The following is a 25306-nucleotide window of genomic DNA, read 5'->3' on the forward strand; positions in this document are numbered from 1 at the left end:
CATCAACCGACTCAAACGCCACCGAGCCCTGGCCACCCGCTACGACAAGCTCGCGGTCCGCTACCAAGCCAGCGTGCACGTAGTCGCCATCAACGACTGGCTCACCCGACTTTGAAACACGTCCTAGATCTCGACCACGAGTTGGCTCATCGCGGCGCGTGCGTGCGCGGGACATCCCCCTCGCGGCGTTGCATCGCGGCCATGATCATAGCCAAGCCCCGCGAGGGGCAGCACGAGACGTTTGAGGGACATCGGAGTAGAATCCTCCTTGCGCGAAGGTGCCCCACGGGCGGAATGAGCTGTCCAGGCGAGTCCGTCCGCGGGACTCATGGGATTTAGGCGCGCCTATTTAGTTGAGTCAGGCATGCCACCAGATGAGACTATGCGTGGCCACGGATCGAGATCAACCTATTGACGCCATGCTTGCCTTCGTAGTAGACGCGGATAAGGTTCAATTTCGAATCACCTATCTATGCAGGTCGGCGCAACCGTCTGTCGTTGCAGTTAAATTACAGACCAATCAATAATTCGTAAGATTCTTTCAGGTTCTTGCCTGTCCGGCATTTATGGACACACAAAAGAAGACCCGTACTGAATATATACTTTTCAATCCCTAAGTCCCATTGATGCATGAGTGAGCCTCACGGTTGACAGAAGAGCTCATTTCATCCTCTTCGGGTGTCATTGCCGGAAGGGGTCCTGGTCGCGGGGTACGCGCCTCGCGGCCGTCGCTCGGCGTCTGGTAGCCCCGGCTCGGACTTGGCCGTCGCCCGATGATGAGCGCAAATGACCTGCAGGAGGCCGGGGGATTGCCGGGCTGGCGGCGCTGGTTCGGAGGACCGGGTCGGGTTGCGCCTGCGGTGGCTGTTTTCAGATCCACCTCGGCCAGCCGGGTGCGGTGGTCGTCGATCAGGGCGCGGGCGTGGCGGCATCGGGCCGAGGACGCCGGGTCCCCCGCGGAACTGCCGATCATGGTGGCGGTTCGAGGGGCGCCCCGAAGGCGATCGTGGCGGTGAGCAGGTCGGGGCCACCTCCGCCGTACTCCCTGGGGATAGGCCGGCTGAGCACGCCGAACTCGGCGCAGACCCGCCGACCCGCGCGATCGAAGACCGCGCTCTGGTCGCGTTGCGCGGCCTGCGTCTCCGGGCCGCGGGCGAACCGCACGATCCGCTCGCGCGGGGCCGCCTGGCCGGGGTGGGCTCGACGTTCATCGGGTCCAGCCGAGATACGGGCAGAACCGGCCATGAGTCGATCTTGACGTGAATTTCCCCGGCAACCGTCTGGTTAGCGGTCAACCGTGATCAGCTTGAGGGCGTCTTCCTTGTCTTGCTCGGAGGGCAAGCTGTACCGGCGCGTGGTCTCCAAGCCGGGCATGGCCGAGAATCTCGGCGACCACGACCAGGTCGCCCTTGTCACGAACCAGTGTGGTGGCGAGCGTGTGGCGCAGGACGTGCGCGGTGGTGGGATCGTCCAGCCCAGCTGTCTGGGCGATGTCGGCGATGATGCCGCCGGCGGCCCGGGCGCTCAGCCGTCCGCCCTTGGCGTTGAGGAACAGGGCCGGACTGTCGCCCGCCTTAGGCCAGTTGGGGCGCTCATCCAGCCAGAGCTGCAGCTCGGTGCGGAGCTTGGGGTGGATGTCGACCTCTCGGAACTTCCCGCCTTTGCCGTACAGGCGTAGGCGGCCCTTGCGAGCCGACATCTGCACGTCGGCGTGTGCGGTGCCATAACTCGTCTATGGCATCTGACCTGGCCTTCTATGCTCAGCGCTCGTGTTCCTACGCCTCCTGTATCTGCTGATGGTCCGGTTGTTCGGCTGACTGACGCTCCTCACGCGGAGCGACGCATCCAAGGAGCTGGAGATCCTGGTGCTGCGACACGAGGTCGCCGTGCTGCGCCGTCAGGTCGCCCGGCCGAGACCGGACTGGGCCGACCGGGCGCTGCTGGCCGCGCTGGCACGGTTGCTGCCCAAGCGGCTTCGGCTCCACCGAATCGTGACACCAGGCACCTTGTTGACCTGGCATCGCCGGCTGGTCATCAAGCGCTGGACTTACCCGAACACGGTCGGGCGTCCGCCGGTCCCGGACGAACTGCGGGATCTGGTGGCCCGGTTGGCCCGGGAGAATCCGCGATGGGGGCACCGGCGGATCCGGGGTGAACTGCTCGGCCTCGGCCATCGGGTCGGGGAAGGCACCATCCGCCGGATCCTTGCCGTGGCCGGACTGGGCCCAGCGCCACGGCGGGCGTCACCGACCTGGCGGCGGTTCCTGACCTCCCAAGCCTCCGGAATCTTGGCCTGCGACTTCTTGCACGTCGACACTGTCTTCCTCAAGCGCCTGTACGTCTTGTTCGTCATGGAGATCCAGACGCGCCGCGTGCACATTTGGGCGTCACCTCCACCCCCACCGGTGCATGGACCACCCAGCAGGCCCGGAACTTGTTGATGGACCTGGGCGAACGTGCCGGCAGCTGCAGGTTTCTCATACGGGACCGTGACGGCAAGTTCTCTCGATCGTTCGATGAGGTGTTCGCTGCCAGTGGTGTGCGGATCATCAAGACACCTGCCCGGTCACCGCGGGTGAACGCGTTCGCGGAGCGATTTGTCGGAACGCTACGCCGAGAGTGCCTCGTTCACCTGCTGATCTACGGTGAACGGCACCTGCGCACGGTCCTGGTCGAGTATGAACGCCATTTCAACGATCATCGACCGCATCAGGGCCGTTCGCTCCGCCCGCCGTTGCACGATCCCAACGAGGTGATCGACATGACCGCCCGGATCCACCGTCGAAGCACTGTCACCGGGCTGATCAGCGAGTACCGCAGAGCTGCCTAACCGCCCTGCGAACGCCCAGCTCAGCAACAGCATTCACCGTTTTGGCACCGCACAAGGTCACCAGGGACACCTGTACCGCGCCAAAAGGCGCTAACGGCACATGAGCTGCAACAATGCGATGTCTAGCAAGTAGACGCTGAGCACTCGCTCAAACCTGGTTGAGCGAGTGCTCAGACGAGGATGATCATCGCTTGAGCACTCCCAGGTCAGAGTAGGTGGATGGATTTTCGGCACCCACAATGTTGGCCCCAGGTACCGCTTAGGGCGACGTGCCCATCACCGGACTTGGGGACCGCGGTGGCTCGTTCAGAGAGCACCGCCCTGGCCGCGGCCTCGGCGTCGACCGCGTCGGTCTTGCCCCGCCGACGCCTGGTCGCTTTGTCTGGCTGGTTCACCTCCACCACCTGGATGCCCGCCTGACGCAGGTGGCAGGTCAGCGCGGCCCCATAGGAGCCGGTGCACTCAACCCCGGCCTGTCCGACCGGCCCGAATCCTCGCACCCAAGTCAGCAGTGACCGGTTGTCGGCAACTCTACCGATCTCCGGGCGCCCGTGCAGTTATGTGCTGGACTATCCGGAACGGATGGGAGCACCTCAGCATGAATGTCGGGGATCTGACCCCGTCTCCACGGGATCAGATCCGATGCTGAGCTCACCCACGCTGGACAGCAGCCCTCACGTGCCGGCGTGATCGCATATCTGTCCGTACGGGAAGACGTTATTCGGGTTTTTGCAGAGGTCTAGGTATTCTTGTGGTGGAGTGCCTTCATGACTCTCGGTCACTCTATACGGTTTGTCATCCGGATAATACCAGATGTCTAGAAGGCCCCATTTTTGCGTAAACCTCAACCTGCCCCAGACTTCTATCTTGGCTTGATAGTCGGTGTGGAGTACCCACCGCCATTGGGTGCGATAGAGATATCCATTGGGTCCGCTACAGGTTGGATTAAGGCAAAGCAAGTCTACCTTTCTCCAAATGCGCAGCTCGCTCTGTGAGGATACTTCGAGGAACCATTTATATTCCGGGATAAGGCTCTTCGTAATGAAATCGTAAATCAAGGTCATGGCGTCGTCGAGGAATAGAGGTGGTGCATCCTTCTTATTGATTACTGCCTTGACGCCACGATAGGTGAGGTAGTTCTCCCACTTGCCTTGCTTCCAGTTCTTCTCGGCGCACTGCTCTTGCGAATAGCCCATTTTTTGGCAGGCGGCCACAGCTTCGGCGGGGGTGCAGTGACGGCCTCCGCACACGTCGTTAGGGCGTGTCCCCGGCGGGGTTCCCGGTTGACCTGATCGGGATTTTGATGCGCCTGCACCTTTGGCCTGATGGAAGGCCTTGATTTCCTTCCATAGCCTATTCAGGTCCGCATCCGACATTCCTGGCCTGTATGCGGCCATGTATAAATCTCGCGCGGCCTTTTCTTCCTTCCAGAAATGCTTCGGTGCGTTTCGTCCGGCGCCGTAGCCTTCGGAGAGAACTCCGACACGCTTGGCTTCTTCCTCGGAGAACGTTGGGAGGCTTGGTTTGATGACGTACTTCTCAAACCAGGCGGGATCGGAGTCCTGGATGGAGGGTGGGCAGACTTCTGTGTAGGAGTTGCCGGTTTGGGAGACCCAGCAAGGGTTGCTGGTGGGTACGTATTGTCCGTTTGGTCCGGGCATGTACAAGGTCATGTGGCCGGTGGGGTCGATGCCGTTGAGCGGGCTAGCGTTACCGTAGGTGTAGCGGTTGGCTTGGACGGATGGGACCGGTGGGACGGTGGCGGTGTCGCGGCTGCGGAAGGTCCCGGTCTCGGGCTGGTACCAGCGGGCGTGCATGTTGACGGTGCCGGTGTCGGGATCGGTGTACTCGCTTTGGTAGCCGACACTTGCCTGAGTACCGGTGCGAGCAAGGGGCTCGCCGAACGGGCTGTAGGCCGTTGAACCGGTGACGGCGGTCATGGAGAAGGTTGCTACCAGGTCGTTGTGCAGGTCAGTCATCGCACCGGAGGGAGAGGCGGAACCTTCCTGGATTCCGAGGAGTTCACCGGCTACCCCACGGCCGTACTTGGCCACTGTGCCGCCTGCTTGGTGGACCGCGGCGATGTCGTTGCTTAGTCCTGCGTACGCGAACTGCTGGATGGTAGTGCCGCGCGTGCGCTGGGCGAGGCGGTTGAGGGCATCGTAGCTGTAGAGGCTCTCTCCGTCGGCGATAAGTCGGTCGAAGGCGTCGAAAGTCAGGTTGGCCGTTGCCCCTGCTTTGACGCTTGAGGCGAGGGTTCCACGAGGTGTGTAGGTGTAGGTGGTGCCGTCTCCTGAGGTCAGGCGGTTGCGTTCGTCGTAGGTGAAGATCTTGCTGCCGGCCCGGACGCGGTTGCCAGCTGCGTCCCACTGGTAGTTGGTGGTGGTGCCGTCCGCGGCCTTCCAGGAGGTCAGCCGTTGGGCGTAGTCGTATCCGTAAGTGTGGGTGCCGCTGCCAGCCAGGCCGTCGAGGGCCTTGCTGGTGAGGTTGTCATCCTTGTCCCAGCCGTAGGTGATCTTCGCGAGCTGGGTGTCGGACTTGGATTTGAGAGTGTGGCTAGTGAGGCGGTCGAGGCTGTCGTAGGTGAAGGTCTGGGAATCGCTGGAGCTGCTGCCGGACCTGCCGAGGATGCTCGTGAGGCGGTCGGCGGCGTCGTATTCGTAGGTAAGAGCGCGGCCGGTGACTGGGTCGGTGGTGGTGCTCAGACGCCCGGCAGCGTCCCAGGTGAAGGCGGCGGATCCGGCCGGATCGGTACGCTTGATCACTTTGCCGGCTTCGTCGTAGGCGAAGGTGGTGGAAAGCGGATCGTCGGCTGGCGTGCCCTCGCTGCCCTCGGGGAGATGGGGCTTTTTGCCGACGGCGAGGGGATGTCCGCGGTCGTTGTAGGTGACCTGGAGGTCGTTGAGCAGGGTCGGCCGCCCGGCGAGGTCGTAGGCGCGGGTGCGTTCGGCACTCGCAGCGCCTCCTCCACCTCCGCTCTCCTTGGTGAGGCGGCCAAGGGCGTTGAATGTGCGGTCGATGCGCACGCCACCCGGCTGCAACGTGGTCACCGGGTTGCCGCTGGCGTCGTAGATCGTGGTCCAGGTGCGGTCAGCGGCGCTGGGGTGGGCGTCGGTGGCTGGTTCGGTGATGGTCTCGGTCAGCCCGAGCGAGTTGTAGGCGGTCCAGGTAGAGTTGCCGCGGCCGTCGGTCAGTCGGGTGCGCGCGCCGGTTGCGTCGTAGCCGAAGCGGGTGGTGATCTCTTCGGTCGCCGAGGTTTGTTCGCTCAGCGTGGTAAGACGGTTGAGCGCATCGTAGGCCTGCCGGGTGGCGTGGCCTTCCGGTGAGACGATGCTGGTGTTGTTCCCGGCAGGGTCGTAACCGGAGCCGAAGGTGCGCACCACGGCAGCGGTAGCGTCCAGGTCCTTTGTCGCGATCTTTCGTCCCGCCAAGTCGTATTCGGCGGTGGTCGCATTTCCCAGCGGATCAACGATCTTCGTGATCCGTCCTGCTATGTCATAGGCGGTGGTGGTCTTGCTCGCCAGGGGGCTGGTCACGCTGGTGACCTGGCCGGCTGGGTTGAGCGTGTAGGTGGTGGCCTTGTTCTTTGGGTCGGTGAGTTTGGTCAGCTGTCCGGCATCGTTGTATTCCAGCCTGGTGGTGAAGGCTCCGGCCTGGGGGGAGCGCTCTACCTGGGTGGCGGTGACGCGGCGGCCGAGGTCGTCGTAGGTGGCCTCGGTGCGAGCGCCAAGCGGGTCGATGCTGGCCAGGGGCTCGCCGACCAGATCGTATTCGGTCACCCAACTGCCGGTCTGGGCGGTGGCCCGAGTGGTGATCGGCGTGGTCATGTCGGTCTTGATCTGCTCGCGAGTGAGCGCCTGGTCGTAGATCCGGACTTCGTCGATAAGCCCTTGGAAGGACTCACCCCAGGGACTGTTGCCCCCGATGCGCACCGCGCCGTCGTCGGCACGCAGGTCGCCTTCGACAGGGGTTTGGCTGACCAGTTCGCCGTTGATATACAGACGCTGGGAAGAGCCGTCGTAGCTGATCGCCAGGTGCGACCAGCTCCCTTGGGGTAGGGCGGAATCCGCTGTTGCCGCGGCGTTGCTACCGGTGACGGTCACTGCTTCGGCGCGGGGGCCAGTGTTGGTGCCGGTGGATGCGTACAGGCCGTCGGCCAGACCGCTAGCGTGCTCTTTCATCAATACGGTGCGCCAGTTGCCTTCGGAGGTGGCGGGATTGACCCACGCTTCGATGGTCATCGCCCCGCTCAACCGCAGGGACGCCGAGTCCGGCACAGTGATCCACGAGGAGGTCCCGTTGAAGGAGACGGCTTTGCCGTACTTGCCATCGGCGCGGCCGATGTCGCGGCCCTCACCGTGACGGTTACGTCCGGAGACGTCGGACACGGCGGGCCCATCGGCTTCGTTCATGCCATAGGCGGCGACCGGCTGCGGCCCCGACGCTACGGTAGCGGGATCGGTCTTGCGGACCTGGCGGCCTAACTGGTCGTAGGTGAAGGTGGTTGCCGCACCGCTGGGGTCGATGCTTTGCACCAACTGGCCTGCCATGTCATAGACCTTGGTGGTCTTGGGAATGAGCGCTTGTCCTCCAGGTGGGGTGTAGGCGGGAGCGATCATGCTCGTAACCTTGCCGGCTCGATCGAAGACGCTGGTCGTAATGCGGCCTTCGGCATTGCGCTGATGTGTCCGCTCCCCGGCAGTGTTGTAGCCGACAAGCATGGACGGCCGGGCGGTGGTGGCCGAGCCTGCCTTCTCCACGGCGACAGGCGGTGCGATCGTTTCGACCAGCCGGCCGACCATGTCGTAGCGCATGGTCGTGGTGAAGGCCGCCGCGTCGGCGCCAGGGATGTTCCCGCGGGGATCCGTTACCGCAGTGACCAGGCCTCGCTCGTCATAGGTCAGGGTGGAGACCAGATCGCTCTCACCGTTGTCGACTACTTCCCGGCTGATCTGGTTGCCCGGGGTGTAGCCGTACTCTTTGGATTCCGTCCGAGTGGTGCCGGTGCCGGTCAGCGTGGTCTTGATGACGTTGCCGCTGGCGTCGTAGACGAATGCGGTCTTGCGCTTGAGCCCCGCCGGATCAAGCGTCTGCGAAGTCAGTCGGCCGGCGGCGTCGTAGGCGTAGTCGGTGCTGGTGACGCCGCCCCCGGTGACCAGCCTGGTCCGGTTGCCCGCCAGGTCGTAGGTGTGCGCTTCCAACACGACGTCCTTGGCCGTGGTGGAGCCGTTCAGCTTGACGTCATCGGCGATCTTCTGCTTGAGCAGGTTGTCCCCGAAGTAGGTGAAAGAGGTCTTGCGGCCCATCGCGTTCGCCTGAGCGGCCAGACGGCCGGCCGGATCATAGGCGTACGACTCCACGACCACGTCCGTGGCGGGCTGCGGGTTTACCGGACTGCCTGTCCATCCCTTGAGCGTCTTGGTGATCTGCTCGCCGCGCTTGCTGTAGGCGTACTCCACTACGGTGCCGCGTGCGTCCGTCAACGTGAGGAGCTGTCCCAGGGTGTTCCAGGTTTGCCGGACGACACCGCCTTCGGGCCCGGTAACCGATTCGAGGCGACCTCGGCTGTCGTATGTCTGAGTGGTGACGCGCGTGGGATCACCACCGGTGAGGTCGGCCGTGCTCTGAGTGAGCTGATTGCCATCGGCGTCGTAGGTGAAGGCAGCCTGCCGGGTATGGATGACGCCGGAGATCTCGTTCTTGACCGCGAGGTCAGTCTGGGTGACCAGGCGGCCGGCCGGGTCGTAGACGAAGGTGGTCTCGACCCCGTTCGGGTGGGCAGCGGAGACTTCCTTCTTACGGGTCAACCGGCCCAGCGTGTCGTAGGCGAGCTTGGTGACCAGACCAGTAGGGCTGGTCTGCTCGGCAAGGTCACCAGCGGCGACGTAAGCGTAATGCCAGCTGTTGCCGCGCGGATCGGTCCTGGTCTCAGGTAGGCCTGCTGGGGTGGCGCCTCCGCCTACGGCCGGTTCGCTGCCGTCGGTGTAGGCGATGACTTCCGCGCGGCCGTTGGGGAAGTCGCTGGTGGCCGGGGTGGTTTGCTTGGTCTGCTCGCCGAATTCGTTGTAGTCGAGCGTGGTGGCGTAGGTGTCATCGCGTGTGCCCGCCGAGCGAGCGTCGTGGATCTTTGTGACACGGTCGTTACGCGGGTCGACGACGTTGCCGGTGTTGATGAAGTACTCCAGCCGGCTGGTTTGGCAGTCGCCTGCGGCACGGCAGGTTGTGGTGGCCAGCACGTTGCCGCGCTTGTCGAAGGCGCGCTCGACGGTGTTGTCGTTGGGGTCGGTGATCTTGGTTGGATATCCGGCGGTGTCGTAGGTATAGGTGGTCTTCTTGCCGAGCTGGTCGGCGCGGGCCGTCAGGCGCAGGCCGCGCCAGCCGTCGTAGCCGTAAACGACGGTGCCGGCCGCCGGGTCGGTGACCGTGACAATCGAGGCGCCCTTCCTCCTGTCGTCGACGGGGGCACTGAGCTGCCAGGCACCGCCGTTACCGTCGGTGTAGGTCTTGATCCGATCGTTGGCGCTGTCGTAGTCGGCCTGCATCTTGACGCGACCGGAAGGCAGGGTGATCTTGGCCATCAGGTGCGGGGCCGCTGCTCGCGCGACGTAATGCAGGGCGACGTCCTGGGCCGTCAGCGGCTTGTCATACAGGGCTACCTCGTCCAGCAGACCGACCAGGCCGAGAGGTTGGGTGGCGGCTGGGCCGCCAGGCCAGGCGCCGCCCTCGAGGGTGCCCTTGCCGAAGCGGACGGCGATCGGCCAGCCGCCCAGTCCGCTACCGGTGGCGGTGCCTACGCTCTGGCCGTCCAGGAACATCTCCTGCCGGGTACCGGCCAGGGTGAGAACGACGTGGTGCCATTGGCCGTCGTTGACCACCCCTGTGGAGGTGATCGGGGCGATGGCGGCGGTCCCGGTGGTGGGCCTGAACTGGCCGCGCAGCTTGCCGTCGGAGCCGACATAGATCGCAGAGCGGGCCGCAGTGCCGCGGGTTCCGCCGCCGGTGTCGACGGCCATGATCACACCGGTTTGGGTGGTCTTGAACCACGCCTCGACCGAAGCCGCGTCCTGGAGCTGGCTGACGGCGTAGTCCTGCAGCTTGAGTGAGCTGGTGCCGGTGAACTGAGCGGATTTGTCCGTGCTGGCCTCCACCGCGCCGCTCTGGCCGAGCGTCACGCTCTCGTAGGTGGCCTCGCCGGCTCCGGCTCCTGAGTCGGCCGCCTCGGTGCCGGCGCTCTCGCCGAGTCGCCAGTAGCCGAGCGGGTCGCTGTTGCGGACGGCGCTGTAGTACTGCGATCCGGGGGTGGGGGTGTAGGTGGTGCAGGCGGCTGGCTGGCCGGGTGCGCAGGCGGAGGTGAGGGTGTCGCCGCTGTAGGTATAGCTCCACTTCAGGGGTGTGCCGTTGACCGGGTTGGTGGCGACCTGGGTGACGTGGTCGCCGGTCCAGGTGAAGGCCAGGTGGCGGCCACCCGCTGCGGTGACCTTGGCCAGCTTCCCGTCGGCGCCGTGTTCCATCTCCTGGGTACGGCCACGCAGATCGGCAATCTTGATCAATTGCCCAGCTTCATTGAAGTAGTAGGAGGTGGATGCCTTGTCCATGAGCTGCCAGGCGGGAGTCCGCGAGGTGTCGCAGTCGGGGTCCTCGGGAATGCAGGACGGCACATCCAGTCTCTTCAACGTCGCGTACATGCCGGGCGGCGGCTGGTAGGTGGCCGCTGTGCCGCCGTCGGGCGCGAATCGCACCTGCCGTCCGTCAGGGAAGGTGATCTGCGCCGCCCCGGCGTGCTCGACCGTGAGCTTGGCATCCCAACGCGTCGACCAGCCGGCGCCGAACATGCCGTCCCGGCGCGGGTCCAGGCTGTTGTAGGTACGCGTCACCAACAGCGGCGGCCCCGCCGAAGCGACGACGGCGTCGGTGGCCGAGGTGGTGTAGTTGCCGGTCGCCGGCTGGAAGTCCTGCCCGTCCGGCGATTGCGTGGAGAACAGCGACCCGGTCGCCGGCTGCCGCACCCCGGTGGTGAAGGTGCCCTCGCTCCACGTCGACGACAGGCCATTGCCTTGATCGGTGACCGTCACCCGCCACCAGTACTGCGTGCTCCACGCCAGCTTGCCACCAGCGGGCACCCGCCAGGTGTTGCCGTCCTGGGTTCCTGACGACACACACCCTGTCTTCAGGCCCTGATCCGTGCAGGCGGTGAAGGCATAGCTCAACGCCGCTCCCTTGGCGCTGGAGGCCTGCACGCCCAGCAGCGGCGTCCGAGTCCCCACCAGCATTCCCACCAGCGGAAATGCGGCTGTCAGACTCGGTGGATAGTCCGGGTCAGGGGGCGCATCCTTACAACTGCCCACCTGGGTCCAATACGGCTTCTCCACACCCCCCTCGTAATAGGTCGTCAGCGAGTTCTGATTCCTGGGCACATACACCAGCGCCCGGTAGATGTGCTTGATCCCTTGCCAATTGGCGAACCACGCTTCTGAACCGGCCGAATAGCTGCTGCCACCGCTGTACTGCGACCACGACGAGCAGTACCCGACATCGCCCGCCAACCGCTCCAGACCCTCACGGCTCTCCACCGGCACCGCGCCCTTCGGCACCAAGCCGCCACCGGTTTTGGCCGTGCGCTTGCCCGCGTCGGACTGGGTCGCCGACGTTGACATCAAGGGCGGCAGCCCGGCGGCCGTTCCCGTGTGTTGTTTCGGCGTCCGCGGTGGGTCTGCCGGCTCGGCGCTGGCAAAGGAGGTCTCCTTCGCGACCGTTGCCGTAGCGGGCATCGCGGAGACGACTGCCAGTCCGGGGAGCATGCATAAGAGCAGAACCACGGTGCTAGCACGCCGGTACATCCTGGATAAGAGACGTGACACGTTCAATCACACTCCGGCCGGTAGGAGAGCAAGTAGAGGTGGCGAGTGATGCCAAGGGGCGCCCTCGGAGACACACAGCCGGTATAGCGGTGGCGGATTGTTTCGGGTCGATGACCTGGATCCGAAACAACAATGGCGAAACAACTCTGGTAGTCATGAGCTGTCGAATCTCGCGGCTAAAGCAAGGTCGGGAGCGCGTCCTGAACCACCCGTGGGGGTCGTTGGCCGACGCTCCCCGCTGAGAAATCGGGTGGTGTTCGTGCCTCGACCGGAAGGGCCGCTGGGCCCAGGTGATCCAGTCCTGATGAGCTTCGCAGCGGGGTTACGCGGGCTGAGGGAGAAGGCGGGCTCGCCCGCGTATCGGGTCCTTGGTCAGCGGGCGCACTTTTCAGCGGGCAGATTGTCGGAGGCGGCCGGTGGGCGTGTGCTGCCCAGCCTCGCGGTAACCCTGGCCTATGTGCGGGCATGTGACGGCGACGAGGCGGAGTGGGAGCCGCGCTGGCGTGAGGTCGCCGAGCATCTGACACAGAGGCGGGCACCCTCTCAGGAACACGAACCCGAAGCGCTCTCGTCGCCCTATGTCGGGCTGGCCGCGTTTCAACCGGCCGACGCCGAGCGGTTCTTCGGCCGCGAGGCGCTGGTGGACGAGCTTGTGACCAGGCTGTCGCGACGCCGCTTTCTGGCGGTGTTCGGCGCGTCGGGAGCAGGCAAGTCGTCGCTCCTGCGGGCGGGGTTGATCGCGCGCCTGGAAGCGGCGGCGAAGAGCCTGGTGATCCTTGTCGTGCCCGGCGTGTATCCCTTACGGGAGTGCGCGATTGGCTTGGCCGCGCATACCGGGCGCACAGCGGCACAGGTGCTCGCCGATCTGCTCGCCGACCCGCGCAACCTGACTGTGACTCTGCTAGAGGCTCTGGCCGATCGGGCGCCGCGCTCTGAACTGGTGCTGGTGATCGACCAATTCGAAGAGGTCTTTACCCTTTGCTCTGATGAGCGGGAGCGGGCCGCGTTCATCGGGGCCTTGCTGGAGCCGGCACAAGCCGCCGACGGGCGGGTCCGGGTGGTCATCGGGGTACGCGCCGACTTCTACAGCCACTGTTCGAACTATCCCGCTCTGGCCGGGGCGCTGAACGACCATCAGATGCTGATCGGCCCGATGAACGCCGACGAGTTGCGCAGGGCCGTCACCCAGCCCGCGATCAACGCCAAGTGCTCCGTGGAAGCCGCGCTGCTGGCGGAGATCATGACCCAGGCAGCAGGGCAGGCCGGAGCGCTGCCGCTGGTCTCCCATGCCTTGCAGGAAACCTGGCGCCGCCGCCGCGGCAACACGCTAACCCTGGCCGGATACCAGGCAGCAGGCGGAGTCACCGGCGCGCTCGCCAACAGCGCCGAACACCTCTACGAAAGCCTGACACCCTCGCAGCAGCAGCATGCCCGTCAGCTCTTTGTCAGGATGACCGCGCTGGGCGAAGGAACCGAGGACACCAGCCGCCGCATCTCCCGGACCGAGCTGGACGGCCACGACGACCTCACCATCGTGCTGAACCGGCTGGCCGACGCCCGGCTCGTCACTCTGGAAGAGGACACCGTGGCGATCGCGCACGAGGCGCTGATCGGCGCTTGGCCACGGTTACGCGGCTGGCTCACCGACAACCGGGCCGACCTGCACACGCATCGCCACCTCACCGAAGCGGCGCACGCGTGGACGGCCATGGCGCGCGATCCCGGATCGCTGTATCGGGGCGCGCGTTTGGAGTCGATCCGCGAATGGGCGGCCCGCGAGCACAACAGCGACACTCTGAACGCCGCCGAACAGGCATTCCTCCAGGCCAGCGTGGCCGCCGCAGCCGCCGACCAGCAGGCCACCGTGCGGCGCAACCGGCGACTACGCTCCCTGAGCGCCGCCCTGGCCCTTCTCCTGCTGGCCGCCGTCGCGATAGGCGTGGAGGCGGTACGGAATCGGAGCGAAGCCGTACGCGCCAGCGAGCTCGCCTTGTCGCGCCAGCTCGCCGCCCAGGCGATGGAGCTGTACGCCTCCCAGCCCGCCACCGCCAAGCTGCTCAGCGTGCAGGCCTACCGCACCACGCCCACGCTGGAGGCCCGCAGCGCCCTGCTGAGCCTGGCCGCCCGCCAGGAATACCGCTCCGAGCTCGCCCACGGCGACGCCGTCTCTCAAGTCACCTTCAGCCCGGACGGCACCATGGTGGCCACCGCGGGCAAAGACCAGAAGGTGCGATTGTGGGACACCGCCCGCGGCGCACTATTGGCCACCCTCACCAGCCAGTCGACCTGGGTGAAGGCCCTGACGTTCAGCCCCGACGGGCGCTGGCTGGCCATCGGCGGCGACGACAGCAACCTGCTGCTGTGGGATGTCGAGAACGGGCTGAAATCCACGCCGCCTTCCCGCCCCGCTGCAGCCGTCAAGGTCGCCCAGCACGTCTCAGCGGCCAGACTCCTGACCGCCGACCGGCCCCTGGCCATCAAGGACATCGCTTTCAGCCCCGACGGGCGCATGATCGCCACAGCCGGAATCGACAGCAAAGTCAAGCTGTGGGACACCACTCGCGCCGAGCAGATCCTGCTCGGCAACCGTCCCCCGGATCTGATCCCCGTGCAAAGCCTCGCCGGACACACCGGCCTGGTTCAAAGCCTCGCCTTCAGCCCGGACGGAACAACCCTGGCCTCCGGCAGCACCGACGGCACCATCCGGCTGTGGGACGCCCGCCGCCACACCCCGCTGGCCATCCTGAAAGGCCACACCCAATCCGTCCAGGACGTCTCCTTCGCCCCGGACGCAAAGACACTCGCCTCCGCCAGCTCCGACCAGCAGGTGATGGTGTGGAACGTGCAGCGCCGCACCCGAACCGCCACCCTCACAGGACACACCGCCCCAGCCAGAGCGGTCGCCTTCAGCCCCGACCACCGTCTGCTCGCAGCCGCCGTCGACGACCAGACGATCATCGTGTGGGACGCGACCACCCGAGTCCGGCTCGCCACCCTTGCCGCGCACACCGGCCCTGTCTCCTCCCTGGCCTTCCACCCCACCCAGCCGATCCTCGCCTCCGCCGGAGAAGACGGCAGAGTGATCTTCTGGAACCCCGACGGACTACCCCTCAACGGCCACCAAGCCCCGATCAACGACCTCGCCTACGCCCCCGACGGCCAAACCCTCGCCGCCGCCAGCGCCGACGCCACCGTCACCCTCTGGGATCCGGTACGGCGCAGCCGCCTGGCAGCCATCACCAATCTGCCCGGACCGGTCAACACCGTCGTCTACAGCCCCGACGGCCGCACCCTGGCCACCGGCACCACCATCCCCCCACGGCAACGTGACGCCTCCACCCCCAGCCTCCAACTGCACGAAGCCGCCACCCGCACCCCGCTGCCCCTGCCTGCCGGACCTCGCGACTACGTGCACAAAGTGACCTTCAGCCCCGACGGCCACACGCTCGCTGCCGCCGGCGGCAGCCACACGCTCGCCGACGCCGAAGGCAGCCAACCCTTCCTATGGGCCACCAAACCCGGACAGACAACCCCCGCCCTCACCCTCAACGGCGAACCCACCAACCTCGCCTACAGCCCGGACGGCCGCCTCCTGGCCACCGTCACCCGCCCCTCCACCATCACCCTGTGGGACATGACCAAATCCGCCCCCACAGGCACCATCGTCACCGAGGCGGAGATCGGAGATATCGCCTTCAGCCCCGACAGCCGCACCCTCGCCGTCGCCAGCCACAACCAGACCATCACCCTGTGGCAGGTGGCCAGCAGAACCCTGCAACGCTCCATCCCCAGCGACGGCCGCACCACCGCCATCGCCTACAGCCCCGACGGCCGCACCCTGGCCACCGCCAACGGCCTCACCATCACTCTGCGAGACCCCGCCACAGGCCGCCGCCTGACCGTCTTGTCCGGACACACCGCCCCCGTCAACACCATCGCCTACAGCCCCGAGGGCCGTACCTTGGCCTCCGGCAGCGACGACAACACCGTGATCCTGTGGACCCTCCACCCCCAGCAAGCCACCACCACCACCTGCACCACCCTCAACCGCAACCTCACCCAGCAGGAATGGAACCAGTTTCTGCCCGACATCCCCTACCGCACCACCTGCGGCCAGCTCTCATGACCGCTCAGCCGGAGGCTGATCACCCCTCACAGACCGGCTCCTGAGCCTGTGTTCCAGCAGTCGGCCGCCTGGACGTAGCGCCACCGGCCTGGGCTCCAGGTGGTGCAGGAGGGCCTCGGCGGGGTCGCCGAACAGCGGTCCTGGGGTGGCCAGGAGCTGGTCGATGGCGGCGGTCCGGGTGGCGGCGCGGTGGATCAAGACCCGGCGGCCGTCCGGGGTGGTGACCCGCCAGGTGCGGCCGGTGCGGAACACTGCGCCTGCCGATAATTACATCCTGTCGGGTGGCCGGGAGGAATCTCACCTCCCGGCTCCCACAGATCCGTACGTGAACCTCTCAGTTCATACGGCTCTTGTCATCTTGATCATCAGAGCGGAGAGGCTGCGGTCACCCACTTCCAGTGCGCAAACATCCGGGGATAGCGCATGGCGATCCCCTGCATGCACGCGGCGGCTTTCCGTCTCCTGCTCAGCCGTCTGTATTTCTCGCGGATCCAGCGCACCAGGTAGGCGTTGACACGCATCAGGAGGGGATACAGCGCCGATCGCTAGAACCGGCCGTAGTACTGCATCCAGCCCGCCATGATCGGGTTGATCACCTTGGCGAGTTCGGTGAAGGCGGATCCAGTCCGGCGATGAAGCCGCCAGCGGCGGACCTCCTCGCTGATCTTGTTCAGGGCGTCCTTGCTGATCGCAGGCGAGAACGACAAGAACATCTTGCCGGTCGCGCCGTTGCGAGCCCCGCGCGGGCGGAAGGTGAACCCCAAGAAGGTAAACGACGTGTGCGCGAACGTTCCGCGCCGCCGGCCGTCCTTGCAGTACACGATCTTGGTTTTGTCGGGGTGCAACCGCAGCCCGACCTGTTCCATCCTGTCTTGCAGCGCCGCCAGGACCTGGCGGGCCTGACGTTCGGTCGCGCAGTACACGACCGCGTCGTCGGCATAGCGCTCGGACTCTACCGTCGGGAACTCGCGGGCCAGCCACACGTCGAACGCGTAATGCATGAACAGGTTCGCCAGCACAGGCGACACCGAAGATCCCTGCGGGGTCCCCCGGTCTCGCTGTTGCACGGTCCCGTCGGGCAACTGCAGTGGGGCCTGTAGCCACCGCTTCACATACAGCAGCACCCACGCCGCGTCGGTGTGAACCTCCACAGCCTTGACGATGAGATCCCACCGGACACTGTCGAAGAACTTCTGGATATCGAGATCGATCACCCACTCACGTCTCCAACAGCGTTCCACCGCCTGCACCGCTGACCGGTTCGGCCGATATCCCCATGAGTCATCGTGGAATACCGGCTCCACGCGCTTCATCAGGTGCCGGGCGACCACGGTCTGCGCCACCCTGTCGGCAACGGTGGGGATGCCGAGCATCCTCACCCCGCCGCCGTGTTGCTTCGGTATCTCCACCGCCCGCACCGCAGGCGGAAAGTAGGCCCCCGACGACATCCGATTCCAGATCTTGTAAAGGTTGTTCTTCAGATCGGCCTCGAAATCGGCGATGGACTTCTCATCCACTCCCGGCGCGCCCTTGTTCTTCCGCACCTCCTGAAATGCCTCCCAAACCTCCTGTTTCGAAATAGCGAACGGCTTGCCCTGCGATTTCACCTCGTCCATGCAGCTCCTCCCGAACCTGAGTCCGGTTGACTTCACAACACGAGCCACAGATGACCCGGCCCCTTGGCTCGGCCCCCATTACAGGGGCTTCTCAGCTACTACGAACCGGTCCGCCAGCACGCCCCGCGACGGTACTCAATCCCTCACGGTTTCCTCCGCTTGCGACACTCCCTCTCGCCACCCGCACGGGCGACGGTGTCGGGGCACACCTTCTCCCGCTCCACGCGAAAGCAGCAGATCAGGCTCGCGTCGTCTATATGCCGGACACGGTCTGGCCAGTCAGCGGGCATCCGCCAGACTCATCCCGGGACACGGTACAAGCCCCGGTTTCGATGTCATCTGATTTAGTTACGACACTTCAGCGACGATTCGCTTGCGCTCGCCTTCCTGATCCCTACCTGACGCCTTCAACAGCGCCTTTTCCCTCATCGCTCACCACGACGGTCTTCAACCAACGCAGCATGGGGGGTTTGAAGCCTCCCGCCGCAAGGCGACTCCGAAGGGCCAACCTTCATCTTCCGCGCAGCACCGCATCCAGAAGCTCTACCTACATCAAGCTCCCCTCCACGTTCGGGACACAACGTACCGCTTCACCACTCGCACGCGTGGTTTGAGCTGGTGTTTCTTCGGGTCGGCTAGGCTGCTCGGTGGTACTCGTTGATCGCTCCGCTGAGCACCTTTCGGCGCTGAATCCGTCCTTCCAGCGGCGCCACAACGTGCTTGTCTTGATTGGGTGGGCGTTGCCGGCGGGACTGGTGCGGTCGATGCTCGTTGTAGTGCTCGGCGTACTCCTCCAGGACTGATCGCAGATGACGTCCGTTGTAGATGAGCATGCGGTCGGTGCATTCGGCTCGGACGGTGCGTATCCAGCGTTCGGCATAGCAGTTGGCCCGGGGCGTCCGCGGAGGCGTTCTCATAACCGTGATTGCGCTTGCCGAAAATTACGTCCGTGCAGTTCAAGCGGCATGTGAGTATTCGTGGAGGATTCCTCCGAGCCGGTCGTGTCGGCGGATGTTCAGGTCGATGATGCGCGCCGGTGCGGTGATCGGGTCCGGGGTGGCGCGTAGTGGAGCCGCCTGGCCGGGGCTTGATGAGCGCGATGCTCGTTGTAGAACTTCTCGTACTCGCCCAGGGCGTGGCGTAGATGGCGTTCGTTCCAGAGCAGGCAGCGGTCCAGGAGTTCGCGGCGGCAGGTCTGCACCCACCGTTCCATGATGGAGTTCATGCGCGGCATCCGGATGCCGGTGAGTACGGTCTGGGTACCGGCTTCGGCGAGGATCTCGTCCATGAGTACGGGAAACTTGGAGCCCGCAGATTAATAACTCGTAGCTTTCCAGGGCGGGGGTCGTTGATCTGGTATGCGGGTGATGGAAGGGCACGAGGAAGTGCTGGCCGCGAAGTTCGCAGTGATACTGCCCCATCTGGACGAGCGACAGCGGCGGTTGCTGCTGGGTGCCGAGGCCAGGGTGCTGGGTCACGGCGGGATCCGGCTGGTGGCCCGGGCGGCCGGGGTCGGCGAGGCAACGGTGTCGCGAGGATGTGCCGAGTTGGAAGCGGGTGAGGACCCGCTGGGACGAACGCGCCGTAATGGTGGCGGCCGCAGGCGGCTGGTCGACCTCGATAAGGGCCTGCGGCCGGCACTGTTGGCCCTGGTCGAGCCGGACGAGCGCGGGGATCCGATGTCGCCGTTACGCTGGATGACCAAGTCGACGCGGAAGCTGGCGGAGGAGCTGACCCGGCAGGGGCATCGGGTCTGTCCGGACACAGTCGCCGGCATTCTGCGGGCGGAGGGCTTCAGCCTGCAGGCCAACGCCAAGACGCTGGAAGGCCGTCAGCATCCTGACCGTGACGCTCAGTTTGTTTACATCAACCGGCACTCGACGGCCTACCTGCGTGCCGGGGATCCGGTGATCAGCGTGGACACCAAGAAGAAGGAGTTGGTCGGCCCGTTGCGCGGTCCCGGGCGAGAATGGCGGCCGAAGGGAGCGCCGGAGCAGGTCAGGACGCACGATTTCCCGGACAAGCTCCTCGGGAAGGTCATCCCTTACGGGGTCTACGATGTGGCCGCGAATACCGGCTGGGTCAATGTCGGCGTCGATCACGACACCGCCGTGTTCGCCGTGGAGTCGATACGCCGCTGGTGGAACGGGGCCGGACGGGTGGCCTATCCGACAGCGCGGCGGCTGCTCATCACCGCCGATGCCGGTGGCTCCTACGGTCACCGCCGGCGCACCTGGAAGGCTGAACTGGCCGCGTTCGCCGCCGAGACCGGCTTGGCCGTCACCGTCTGCCACCTGCCGCCCGGCACCTCCAAGTGGAACCGGATCGAGCACCGCCTGTTCAGTCACATCACGATGAACTGGCGGGGCAGACCGTTGACCAGCCACGAAGTAGTGGTGCAGACCATCGCGGCGACCACCACCCGGACGGGCTTGACCGTTCATGCCGAGCTCGACCCGGGCAGTTACCCGACTGGCACGCAGATCAGCGACGAACGTTGACGACCCCGCTGATGAGCCGCCACGACTTCCACGGGGAGTGGAACTACACCCTGCACCCCCTCGCACCGCTCGACACGCCGCATACACCCGACATCGCCGACGTCGGCGAAGACCATCGCGCCGCTGCCTACCATCCTGCGTTGATCGGGATGACACCCGACGCCCTGACCTGCCTGACCCCCGAACTGACCAGCGCCTGGAACCAGCAGCTCGAAGCCCGCCGGCATGACCGGCGCGGAGGTGAACGGCGACACGCACTAGGAGGCGGAGGCGTGGCCAAACTCGAGCTGACCGACCGCATTGTCGCCGGCCTGCTGCATCTGCGCTTCTCCATGCTCTCACCGCTGGTCGGCCAGCTCTTGGGAGTAAGCCGGATCACCGCTGCCCGAGCGATCAAGCACGTGCTCCCGCTCCTCGAGCGCCGAGGGCGAACTGCTATGCCGAGCGGTGGATCCGGACGGTACACGCCGAGTGCACCGATCACATGCTGATCTACGGCGAACGTCACCTGCGCTCGGTACTGAACGAGTATCTCGATCACTACAACGGCCATCGGCCACATCAGGCTCGTGGGCAGCGGCCACCCGATCACGATGAGCATGTCGTGGTGCCGATGGAAGGCCGGATCGAATGCCAAAGGATACTCGGAGGAGCGATCAACGAATACCGCCGAGCCGCATAGCCCGGCCGGAAAACCCCAGCTCAAACCATACGCGCGAGTTCTGACGCCCTACAGGCCATCCTGGCTGCTACGGCCCGCAGATCCCCGGCGCCGAGGCCCACGCCGCCTCCGGCCCCCTGCGCCACTGGTTCTACCTCCTGGCCGAAGGCAGTCACCCCGGCGGCGGCAATCCGGCCAGCCCGATCTGCGCCGGCGGCCCCGCCGCGGTGAGCGGCATCGGCATCCAGAAGGCCGGCAAGATCTTCATGGGCGCGCTCAACCACAAAACCCGCTCCTGGCGCTACACCGGCGCGCGCTCGGCCTCGCTGGCCGCGGCCATCGCGCTGTACGGCCCGCTCGGCCCCGAATGCGCCACCGTCCAAGCCGCCTGGGACGCCGTCAATGTCCCTTCCCAGCCCGATGAACCCTCCTGCGCACCCCTGCACCCCGGCACCTGACCCCGCCCCAGGTGCTGAAAAGGGAGACGGAGACAACGCCCGATGAACGTCGAACCCACCCCTGCCCAGGTGGCCCTGCGCGAGCGGGTCGTGCGGTTCGCCCGCGGCCTGGAGACGCAGGCCGCGCAGCACGACCAGAGCACGGTCGTCGATCGCGGGCCGGCGGGTCTGCGCCGAGTCCGGCGCGCTCGGCCGGCCCATCCCCAGACAGTACGGCGGAGGTGGCCTCGACCCGCTCACCACCATGATCGCCTTCGAGGCACCCCTCGAACCACCACCGTGATCGGCAGTTCGGCGGGGGATCGGGCGTCCTCACGCGGCGGTGGGGTCGTCCTCCACGGCGGCGGACGCGGGCATGGGCCCGACGGCGAATAGCTCCAGTTGCCGAACGCCGGGCGGGACCTCATCGCTCAATCGCAGGCAGCGTTTGCAGGTGACCGGCCCGGAGTCAGGGTGCGCAGCGCTGGGATCCCAGCCGGCCACGCCGACCATGCAGGCCGGGCCGGGCAGCTGCTCACCGGGGCCAGCCACTTCGTGAGCGTGACGTCGTGGACGATGCCGGAGGAGCGCACCCGCAGGTGCCGGCCGGGCCCGTAGGCGGCCCGGGTGGAGGCCGCGATCATGGCCAGCGTCGGCCCGGTGTCCATCCCGTTCCTTCCGTCGTCCGACTATCAAGATCGCGCGGGTAGGGGTCGACAGCCCCCGACCGGTGAGCCGTGCCCCGGGTCAGTCGGCGCCGGGCTCCTGCACGCGATACAGGTACCAGGGGCCGTCGTCGGGCAGGGCCTCGCCGGCTCCGCCGGCCTGCATGGCGTCGATGAGCGCCGCGATGTACTCGTCGAGGTTGCCCCAACTCCGCACCCGACATGTCAGCAAACGGTGGGATTTCACCATGCAAGGCAACACCGCGGGGATCCTTGCGGGGTCCACCACATGGACGCCGGGCGGCTCGCCGGGCACCACGTGGATCAACTATGGCGCATCGATGCTCGGCAACATGGGGCCAGTCGCGGTCGTTCGGCGCGGCGTGAGCGAGTCGGACGCACCGGGCCACGACCCAGCGGGTGACTGGTATTGCACCTGGTCGAGCGCGACCGGGTTCCGGATCAACACAGACTGGACCACCAGTGCCGCCTTCTACTGGTGGGTGCATCGCCACTGAACCGACGCCCCCGCGCTCGCAGACTACGAGCACAGGGGCGCCGTACCCAAAGGACTACGGTAGGGCGATACCCGGGTCTGTACGCCGCCACAGGGCGGGCGTGTTGGCGGGCTCCCAGCCGGGCTGGGAGATGTGGGGTTGCAGGCAGCGATAGGTGCGCCCGCTGTAGGTGACGAGGTCGCCGGCCGCGTACTGCTTCCCGGCAGACCACTCAGGGGCGTAGGTGTTCGCGGTGTTGTAGGCGTCCTCCACGTCCTTGCCCCAGGCCACGCCGAGCATCATCTTGTCGCTGGCGTTCACGAGCGCGGCCACGGTCATCTGGTATCCCACCCCGGTGTGCGGGTCGAAGTCGCGCAGCCACGGTGAGCCGCTGTTGACCGGGCAGCGCATCGCGAACGCCAGGAACCAGACACGGTCTTCGGCGTTGGGGCCATGGCAGTGCTGCAGATCAGGGGTGGTCGCCTCGCTGGGGAAGCCGAAGGTGTGCTCGTCGGAGCGGGTGACGTCGTTGAACTTCACCCCTTGGGCACCCACAACCTGCTGGACCTGCCTGCCGTCCGGTGCGGGTGCGACGATCAGGAACCCGGTGTCGTAGTGGTAGTCTACGCTGGTGGGCTTGCCGTTGCCGTCCTTGAGGATGTACGGGGCGGGGACGAAGGAGGCGACGGCCGGGAACTTGCCGTAGGGCGGCGGTTCGGGCTGGCCCTCCTTCCAGCCGGGCATGAACATCAGCTGAGTGGTTTTGTTGCCTTTCGGGGTGACCAGCGCGTGCGCGGCGGTGGCCACCACGTTCCCCTTGTCGCTCACGACGACGTTCGCGGTGGCAACGAATCCGGCGCCGTCCTCGCCTACGCCGACCAGTCGTCCGACCGTGCCGGCGATCGTGCCCCCGCCGGTCCACGGTTGCGGGTCGGCCTCCCATCCGCCGCTGGCGGGCGTTACGCCCGCGGCACTCGGCTGGGCATTGCTTGTGGCCCCGGGGTGCGGGACCGGGGCGATCTGCCGGGGCTCACCCAGCGTAGGGGGCGAAAGCGGCGAAACACCGCCCTCAAGGCTGGCCGCCTGCAGAGGCTTGACCGCGGCGAGACGCTCCGGGGTCCAGTAGTCCACGATCGCCTGCCCGGGGTCCTTCACCGCGGCGGCGTGGGCCGGCGCGAGCGTGGTCAGAGCTCCGGAGCCGACGATCAGGGCCGATATCACCGTGGCGGTTAACGTTCTCACTGCTTTTCTCCTTGATCGGGATCGCGCCCAGCCTGGAGGAGGCAGGTGAGTAGAAGATCAACACCTCGTTGATGCGGGATTGAACAGGGAGTGGTTGACGCGGTCGAGATATGGCAGACCTGGAATGTGGAGCTGGCGCTGAGTGTGGAGCATCCGCTGGCCAAGACGGTGCGGGCCAACTTGGAGGCGGCTCGGGGGTTGTGACACAGAATTGGCCTTCTGCGCCACGCCACCTGCCCGGTGATCACCACGGCCTGTGATGCGAGCGCCCTGGAGTGGTTGACGCCGAACGGCGTGACCCTGTACCGCGTCAAAATACAGCCACGACATCTCTGAGCTGTGGTTTGACGGGGTCCGTCCCCGTAGGCAAGATCGCGTCTTGTGCCTGTCCGCCTGCTCTATCTGATCATGCTCCGGGTGTTCAGCTGGCTGATGTTGCTGGGCCGCAGCCAGGCGTCGAAGGACGCGGAAATCATGGTGCTACGTCACGAGGTGGCGGTGCTGCGGCGCCAAGTTGGACGCCCGCGGCCGGACTGGGCTGATCGGGCCGTTCTCGCGGCGCTGGCCCAGTGGTTGCCAGCGGTGCTGCGCGCTCATCGGCTGGTCACTCGGGCGACGTTGCTGGCGTGGCATCGCTGTTTGCTGCGTCGGGCCTGGATTTACCCGCATAGGCCCGGTCGTCCAGGAACGAGCCGGGAGATTCGTGATCTGATCGTTCGTCTGGCGCGGGAGAACCCGGCGTGGGGTCATCGAAGGGTGCACGGGGAGTTGGTGCGGCTTGGCGTCCAGGTCAGCGAGGCGACCGTGCGGCGCATCCTGCGCTCGCGCCGCTTCGGACCGGCGCCCCTGCATCTCGACACCTCCTGGCGGACCTTCTTACGGTCACAAGCCAAAGGACTCCTGGCCTGTGACTTCTTCCATGTTGACACGATCTTTCTGAAGCGCTTGTACGTGTTGTTCGTGATGGAGGTCCGCACACGACGCGTGCAGGTCCAGGGCGTGACGCGCCACCCGACCGGGGCGTGGACCGCTCAGCAGGCCCGCAACCTCCTGATCGACCTCGGCGAGCGAGCAGTGTCGTTGCGCTTCCTCATCCGTGATCGGGACGCCAGGTTCACCGCCGTCTTCGATGAGGTGTTCGCCGCCGCAGGGATCACGGTGCTGAAGACGCCGCCGCGGACGCCGAGGGCGAACTGCTATGCCGAGCGCTGGATCCGGACGGTGCGCGCTGAGTGCACCGACCGTATGCTGATCTACGGCGAACGTCACCTGCGCTCGGTCCTAAGTGAGTATCTCGATCACTACAACGGCCATCGGCCGCATCAGGCTCGTGGGCAGCGGCCACCCGATCACGATGAGCATGTCGTGGTGCCAATGGCAGGCCGGATCGAATGCCAAAAGATTCTCGCAGGCGCGATCAACGAATACCGCCGAGCCGCATAGCCCGGCCGGAAAACCCCAGCTCAAACCATACACGCGAGTTCTGACGCCCTACAGGGCAGAATTCGGCCGTCGTTGACAGGACCTGTATCGGTGGATGCGGGAGCGGCGAGCGGAAGGCTGGAGCCTGCGGCGGCTGGCAGCACGACTGGATCGGAGCGTTCCTTGGATCCAGGCCCGCTTGGCTGAGGGAGAACAGCACTACATCCGTACGTCGTTGAGCTCGCCGGCGGGAAAGGGCGAGTGAGCTTCCAAGGCCATCGCGAGCGTCGGCCATTGTTCCAGCGTGCGTCCCACCACGGGGTCCGTGGTCTGCAGGAGGGGCAGGTGCTGGATGGCGTGAGCCACCACGTTGGCCTCCTCGATCCGGTCCGGGGTCGGCGCCGCCGGGTCGGCGCCGCCGGGGCGGCGCCGCGCGCGATGACTACGTCAT

General features: G+C 66.0%; 21 protein-coding genes and 1 pseudogene. 9 read left to right on the forward strand and 13 right to left on the reverse strand.

Annotated features, from left to right (window positions below; all coding sequences use genetic code 11):
* Positions 1–969: 969 nt before the first annotated feature.
* Together FVE25_RS52740 and FVE25_RS52745 are read right to left on the reverse strand one after the other, a co-directional pair.
* On the reverse strand, positions 970–1245 hold the full coding sequence (locus FVE25_RS52740; RefSeq protein ID WP_157254999.1) for an acyl-CoA dehydrogenase family protein: 276 nt from the start codon (positions 1243–1245) through the stop codon (positions 970–972).
* A gap of 46 nt (positions 1246–1291) precedes the next feature.
* Positions 1292–1699 carry a tyrosine-type recombinase/integrase gene (locus tag FVE25_RS52745; protein ID WP_157255000.1) on the reverse strand — a complete coding sequence of 136 codons (408 nt, stop codon included), beginning with the start codon at positions 1697–1699 and terminating at the stop codon, positions 1292–1294.
* A gap of 166 nt (positions 1700–1865) precedes the next feature.
* On the opposite strand from FVE25_RS52745, the gene FVE25_RS54805 reads away from it, so the two are divergent.
* Together FVE25_RS54805 and FVE25_RS54810 are read left to right on the forward strand one after the other, a co-directional pair.
* Positions 1866–2441: an IS3 family transposase gene (locus FVE25_RS54805; RefSeq protein WP_219826052.1), complete on the forward strand. Its 576-nt coding sequence runs from the start codon at positions 1866–1868 to the stop codon at positions 2439–2441.
* Positions 2441–2830, forward strand: a complete 390-nt coding sequence (locus tag FVE25_RS54810) for an integrase core domain-containing protein (protein WP_219826053.1) — start codon at positions 2441–2443, stop codon at positions 2828–2830. The genes FVE25_RS54805 and FVE25_RS54810 overlap by 1 nt, the downstream gene beginning before the upstream one ends.
* Before the next feature lie 206 nt (positions 2831–3036).
* Here FVE25_RS54810 and FVE25_RS57330 read toward each other — a convergent pair whose 3' ends face one another.
* Together FVE25_RS57330 and FVE25_RS52760 are read right to left on the reverse strand one after the other, a co-directional pair.
* Positions 3037–3387, reverse strand: coding sequence for an IS110 family transposase (locus FVE25_RS57330; protein WP_425489539.1), 351 nt, complete (start codon positions 3385–3387; stop codon positions 3037–3039).
* Positions 3388–3504: 117 nt separating this feature from the next.
* Positions 3505–11628 carry a LamG-like jellyroll fold domain-containing protein gene (locus tag FVE25_RS52760; protein ID WP_157255002.1) on the reverse strand — a complete coding sequence of 2708 codons (8124 nt, stop codon included), beginning with the start codon at positions 11626–11628 and terminating at the stop codon, positions 3505–3507.
* A gap of 157 nt (positions 11629–11785) precedes the next feature.
* Here FVE25_RS52760 and FVE25_RS52765 point away from each other — a divergent pair, with 157 nt between their 5' ends.
* Positions 11786–15814: an nSTAND1 domain-containing NTPase gene (locus FVE25_RS52765; RefSeq protein ID WP_157255004.1), complete on the forward strand. Its 4029-nt coding sequence runs from the start codon at positions 11786–11788 to the stop codon at positions 15812–15814.
* Here the strand turns inward: FVE25_RS52765 and FVE25_RS52770 are convergent.
* From FVE25_RS52770 to FVE25_RS52785, 5 genes are all read right to left on the reverse strand, one after another.
* On the reverse strand, positions 15809–16066 hold the full coding sequence (locus tag FVE25_RS52770) for a hypothetical protein (protein WP_157255006.1): 258 nt from the start codon (positions 16064–16066) through the stop codon (positions 15809–15811). The genes FVE25_RS52765 and FVE25_RS52770 overlap by 6 nt on opposite strands.
* A gap of 113 nt (positions 16067–16179) precedes the next feature.
* A complete protein-coding gene (locus tag FVE25_RS54815) occupies positions 16180–16335 on the reverse strand; it encodes a hypothetical protein (RefSeq protein WP_219826055.1) in 156 nt (51 codons plus the stop codon).
* A 24-nt stretch (positions 16336–16359) separates the two neighbouring features.
* A complete protein-coding gene (ltrA, locus tag FVE25_RS52775; protein WP_219826056.1) occupies positions 16360–17430 on the reverse strand; it encodes a group II intron reverse transcriptase/maturase in 1071 nt (356 codons plus the stop codon).
* A gap of 635 nt (positions 17431–18065) precedes the next feature.
* Positions 18066–18347, reverse strand: coding sequence for an integrase core domain-containing protein (locus FVE25_RS57335; protein ID WP_219826057.1), 282 nt, complete (start codon positions 18345–18347; stop codon positions 18066–18068).
* Between the two features lie 98 nt (positions 18348–18445).
* Entirely contained in the window at positions 18446–18718 is a 273-nt protein-coding gene (locus tag FVE25_RS52785; protein ID WP_219826058.1) for an integrase core domain-containing protein, read from the reverse strand.
* A gap of 70 nt (positions 18719–18788) precedes the next feature.
* On the opposite strand from FVE25_RS52785, the pseudogene FVE25_RS52790 reads away from it, so the two are divergent.
* From FVE25_RS52790 to FVE25_RS57340, 4 genes and pseudogenes are all read left to right on the forward strand, one after another.
* Positions 18789–20422, forward strand: a pseudogene (locus tag FVE25_RS52790) (ISAzo13 family transposase).
* Positions 20383–20613 carry an integrase core domain-containing protein gene (locus FVE25_RS52795; RefSeq protein ID WP_157255024.1) on the forward strand — a complete coding sequence of 77 codons (231 nt, stop codon included), beginning with the start codon at positions 20383–20385 and terminating at the stop codon, positions 20611–20613. The pseudogene FVE25_RS52790 and the gene FVE25_RS52795 overlap by 40 nt, the downstream one beginning before the upstream one ends.
* Before the next feature lie 80 nt (positions 20614–20693).
* Positions 20694–21050, forward strand: a complete 357-nt coding sequence (locus tag FVE25_RS52800; protein ID WP_157255026.1) for a M4 family metallopeptidase — start codon at positions 20694–20696, stop codon at positions 21048–21050.
* A gap of 151 nt (positions 21051–21201) precedes the next feature.
* A complete protein-coding gene (locus FVE25_RS57340; RefSeq protein WP_425489540.1) occupies positions 21202–21333 on the forward strand; it encodes an acyl-CoA dehydrogenase family protein in 132 nt (43 codons plus the stop codon).
* Positions 21334–21460: 127 nt separating this feature from the next.
* Here FVE25_RS57340 and FVE25_RS52810 read toward each other — a convergent pair whose 3' ends face one another.
* Positions 21461–21697 (reverse strand): hypothetical protein, encoded by a 237-nt coding sequence (locus tag FVE25_RS52810; RefSeq protein WP_246268860.1) that lies wholly within the window; start codon positions 21695–21697, stop codon positions 21461–21463.
* Between the two features lie 79 nt (positions 21698–21776).
* The gene (locus FVE25_RS56775) at positions 21777–21911 is read right to left on the reverse strand and encodes a hypothetical protein (protein WP_281367998.1); all 135 of its coding nucleotides are present in this window, start codon (positions 21909–21911) and stop codon (positions 21777–21779) included.
* Positions 21912–21942: 31 nt separating this feature from the next.
* On the opposite strand from FVE25_RS56775, the gene FVE25_RS52815 reads away from it, so the two are divergent.
* Positions 21943–22212 carry a hypothetical protein gene (locus tag FVE25_RS52815; protein ID WP_157255007.1) on the forward strand — a complete coding sequence of 90 codons (270 nt, stop codon included), beginning with the start codon at positions 21943–21945 and terminating at the stop codon, positions 22210–22212.
* Between the two features lie 54 nt (positions 22213–22266).
* On the opposite strand, the gene FVE25_RS52820 is transcribed toward FVE25_RS52815, so the two are convergent.
* Positions 22267–23433 (reverse strand): carbohydrate-binding protein, encoded by a 1167-nt coding sequence (locus tag FVE25_RS52820; protein ID WP_157255009.1) that lies wholly within the window; start codon positions 23431–23433, stop codon positions 22267–22269.
* Positions 23434–23814: 381 nt separating this feature from the next.
* Between FVE25_RS52820 and FVE25_RS52825 the strand changes: the two genes are divergently transcribed.
* Positions 23815–24876, forward strand: coding sequence for an integrase core domain-containing protein (locus FVE25_RS52825; protein WP_157255011.1), 1062 nt, complete (start codon positions 23815–23817; stop codon positions 24874–24876).
* A 198-nt stretch (positions 24877–25074) separates the two neighbouring features.
* On the opposite strand, the gene FVE25_RS52830 is transcribed toward FVE25_RS52825, so the two are convergent.
* Positions 25075–25224: a hypothetical protein gene (locus FVE25_RS52830; RefSeq protein ID WP_157255012.1), complete on the reverse strand. Its 150-nt coding sequence runs from the start codon at positions 25222–25224 to the stop codon at positions 25075–25077.
* Between the last annotated feature and the right edge of the window lie 82 nt (positions 25225–25306).

The organism is Nonomuraea typhae (assembly GCF_009760925.1).
Lineage (GTDB): Bacteria > Actinomycetota > Actinomycetes > Streptosporangiales > Streptosporangiaceae > Nonomuraea > Nonomuraea typhae.

Excerpts from the sequence above, each read along its gene's own strand:
- FVE25_RS52815 (WP_157255007.1), top strand. The coding sequence starts at position 21,943 with ATGCAAGGCAACACCGCGGGGATCCTTGCGGGGTCCACCACATGGACG.
- FVE25_RS52745 (WP_157255000.1), bottom strand. The coding sequence starts at position 1,699 with ATGTCGGCTCGCAAGGGCCGCCTACGCCTGTACGGCAAAGGCGGGAAG.
- ltrA (WP_219826056.1), bottom strand. The coding sequence starts at position 17,430 with ATGGACGAGGTGAAATCGCAGGGCAAGCCGTTCGCTATTTCGAAACAG.
- FVE25_RS52760 (WP_157255002.1), bottom strand. The coding sequence starts at position 11,628 with ATGCTCCCCGGACTGGCAGTCGTCTCCGCGATGCCCGCTACGGCAACG.
- FVE25_RS54815 (WP_219826055.1), bottom strand. The coding sequence starts at position 16,335 with ATGCGTGTCAACGCCTACCTGGTGCGCTGGATCCGCGAGAAATACAGA.
- FVE25_RS52810 (WP_246268860.1), bottom strand. The coding sequence starts at position 21,697 with ATGGACACCGGGCCGACGCTGGCCATGATCGCGGCCTCCACCCGGGCC.
- FVE25_RS54810 (WP_219826053.1), top strand. The coding sequence starts at position 2,441 with ATGGACCTGGGCGAACGTGCCGGCAGCTGCAGGTTTCTCATACGGGAC.
- FVE25_RS52785 (WP_219826058.1), bottom strand. The coding sequence starts at position 18,718 with ATGGACGAGATCCTCGCCGAAGCCGGTACCCAGACCGTACTCACCGGC.
- FVE25_RS52740 (WP_157254999.1), bottom strand. The coding sequence starts at position 1,245 with ATGGCCGGTTCTGCCCGTATCTCGGCTGGACCCGATGAACGTCGAGCC.
- FVE25_RS57335 (WP_219826057.1), bottom strand. The coding sequence starts at position 18,347 with ATGAGAACGCCTCCGCGGACGCCCCGGGCCAACTGCTATGCCGAACGC.